The following is a 2579-nucleotide window of genomic DNA, read 5'->3' on the forward strand; positions in this document are numbered from 1 at the left end:
GGGTGCGCGGTCGCACCTCGTCATCGAGCAGCGCGTCACAGATGACAGCGGGGATTCCGCACTCGTCTCGCAGCCAGACGCGACCTCGCTCGGAGGAACGGGCTACATGAATCCAGAGAAGGCCGTCTTCGGGCTGCCACTGTCCGATCGCCTGTTGTTCAATCTTACGGTAACCGCCCCGACCGTCGAGCAGATACCCGGTGATGAACTCCTCGGCGCGAGCTGCGTCGGTCATGGATCCCTCACGATGCCGGTCCGTCGCCGGAAGGGGCGAGGGCCTTCTGGTTTGACAGGGTACCGGAAGCCAGACTCGAAGGCCTTGTACGGACACACGCTTTGCCAAGTTAGGGGAGCCCCAAGGCGCACACAGAGCCCCTCAACTCCAGCCCGAACAGTTACCGAAACCGTAGGTCAGGGGTTAATTTGAAAGCACGCTTTCAAGCCGCTCGGGGGTGGCCCATTGCAGCAAGCTGGGCAGGGCCGACCAGGTACTTCGGTGCATACAACCCGGCGAAGCTCGCGGTGAGCCTTTCTGCTTCCCCGACGGCCAGACGAATTTCGCCCAGGTTATGCGGTGCCTGTTTCCCGGGCTGCCCTTGGTGGGGGCGCCGGGTCGAGGGTCAACAGCTAGGCACGGTTGCTTTCGAGGATGTGGACGCCGCAGGCCGAGGCCAGGCCGATCACGTGAGCGAGGCCGACCTTCGCTCCTTCGATCTGACGAGGTCCCGCTTCACCGCGCAGGTGGTGGCAGACCTCCCACACGTTGGCGATGCCCGTAGCCGCGATCGGATGCCCCTTCGACTGCAGCCCCCCCGAAACGTTCACCGGCGTCGTGCCAGTGCGCCAGGTGGCTCCAGACTTGAAGAAGTCGACTGCGTTGCCTTCTTCGCACAGCATCAGGTTGTCGTAGTGGACCAGCTCTGCCGTCGCAAAGCAGTCGTGCAGCTCGACCAAGTCTAGATCCTTCGGCCCGACGCCCGCCTGCTCATAAGCCTGCTTCGCAGCGGCGCGGGTCAGCGTGTTTACGTTTGGCAGCACCTGGCAGCCTTCTTCGTAGGGATCGCTCGTGAGGATCGACGCCGAGACCTTGACCGCCCGGCGCTGCTGCTCCAGCGAGAGTGTCTTGAGCTTTGATCCACTCACCAGTACTGCCGCCGCGGCACCGTCACAGTTTGCCGAGCACATGGGGCGCGTGTTCGGGTAGGCGATCATGATGTCGCCCATGATCTCTTCGAGAGTCATCTCTTTGGTGTAGGTCGCCAAGGGATTCAGCGTGGAGTGGGAGTGGTTCTTCCTCGAGATTTCTGCGAAGAGCTCGAAATTGGCGCCGCCGTACTTGTGGCCGTACTCCATGCCGATCTGGGCGAAGACGCCGGGCATGATGTCCGTGCCGATGCGCCCATCGACGCCGGCGACGGCTCCATAGCGCCCGGAGCGCGTCCACGACTTGCCGTCGCTCTTGCGTGCGCCGCCCGCCAAAAGCCCTGCGCCTGCCAGCTTCTCCACACCGACCGCCAGGCCCATGTCGGATTCACCGGCCTTGATCGACATGCCCACGACGCGCAGTGCGGTCGCACCGGTCGCGCATGCGTTGGACACGTTGTACGCAGGGATCCCGGTTTGTCCGCAGGCCTTCTGGATCACCTGGGCGATCGGCATCGCGCCGCCCATCAGGTTGCCCGCGGCGATGATGTTCATGTCCTTCATCGTGACCCCGCCGTCTGCGAGGGCTGCGAGGGTGGCTTCCGTGGCGAGGTCGACCGTGTCGAGTTCCTTGTGCTTGCCGAATTTGGTCATCCTGATACCGAGAATAAATACGTCTTCCGATGCCATGAGGGTTCTCCTAAATCGCTTGAATCGTTTTGGCTGAAGGGATAGGTGAAGGGATAGCTGAAGGGATTGAGTGAATCGTGGGGAAGGAGCGAGTTGCGGCTTAGGCCGCCGGCTCGAAGCCAAAGTTGATCGCTTCGACGCCTTCTTCGTCCTTCCCGATCGGGAAGGTCGTGAGCTTGACCGGCATGCCGAGCTTTACGTGCTCAGGTGAGGCCTCGATGTTCACGATGTTCGTTCGGACGCTCGTGCCACCACAGTCGACGATCGCCGAGACGAAGGGGACCTCGATCCCGGGGGCCGCGAAGGAAACGATCGTGAAGGTTCGCAACTCGCCTTGGGTCGGGATGTCGACGGACTGGAAGTCGGTACCCGAACAGCCCGCGCAGGCATTCCTGCGATCAAAGAAGCGCGCACTGCAGGATTTGCACTCGTTGGCGACAAGATGAGGGGCTTCGCCAAGAACAAGATAGTTGACGAAGGGAATCGGTTCGGACAATGGGGCTCCTTCTCGGGGCTCCTCAGTCATCGGCGCCTGATTTGGCAACAGAGCTGAGGGGATCGCTTATCGGGCGCCTCTAAAACCGAGTACCGCCATCAGGACGACAGCGGCGCTCTTCGGGGCACCGTCCATAACTAAGATTATATTTACGGGTGTGATGTCAAGGAAGTGGAAACGAACGTACCTCATCTCCCCCCGCCACGTCCTCCGGGTCAGACGATCCTGCCGTTCTTTTTGCCCCAGTAAC

At 61.7% G+C, this 2579-nt stretch carries 3 protein-coding genes; all 3 read right to left on the reverse strand.

Going from position 1 to position 2579, the window contains the following annotated elements:
• A partial coding sequence (locus OSA81_13625; GenBank protein ID MDE0900041.1) for a hypothetical protein occupies window positions 1-235 on the reverse strand: 235 nt, incomplete at its 3' end.
• Between the two features lie 392 nt (window positions 236-627).
• Window positions 628-1833 (reverse strand): thiolase family protein, encoded by a 1206-nt coding sequence (locus OSA81_13630; GenBank protein ID MDE0900042.1) that lies wholly within the window; start codon window positions 1831-1833, stop codon window positions 628-630.
• Window positions 1834-1933: 100 nt separating this feature from the next.
• Window positions 1934-2329 carry an OB-fold domain-containing protein gene (locus tag OSA81_13635; GenBank protein MDE0900043.1) on the reverse strand — a complete coding sequence of 132 codons (396 nt, stop codon included), beginning with the start codon at window positions 2327-2329 and terminating at the stop codon, window positions 1934-1936.
• Window positions 2330-2579 lie beyond the last annotated feature (250 nt).

Source organism: Longimicrobiales bacterium (assembly GCA_028823235.1).
GTDB lineage: Bacteria > Gemmatimonadota > Gemmatimonadetes > Longimicrobiales > Gaopeijiaceae > UBA2589.

Coding starts and splice junctions, on each gene's coding strand:
- OSA81_13630 (MDE0900042.1), bottom strand. CDS start 1,833: ATGGCATCGGAAGACGTATTTATTCTCGGTATCAGGATGACCAAATTC.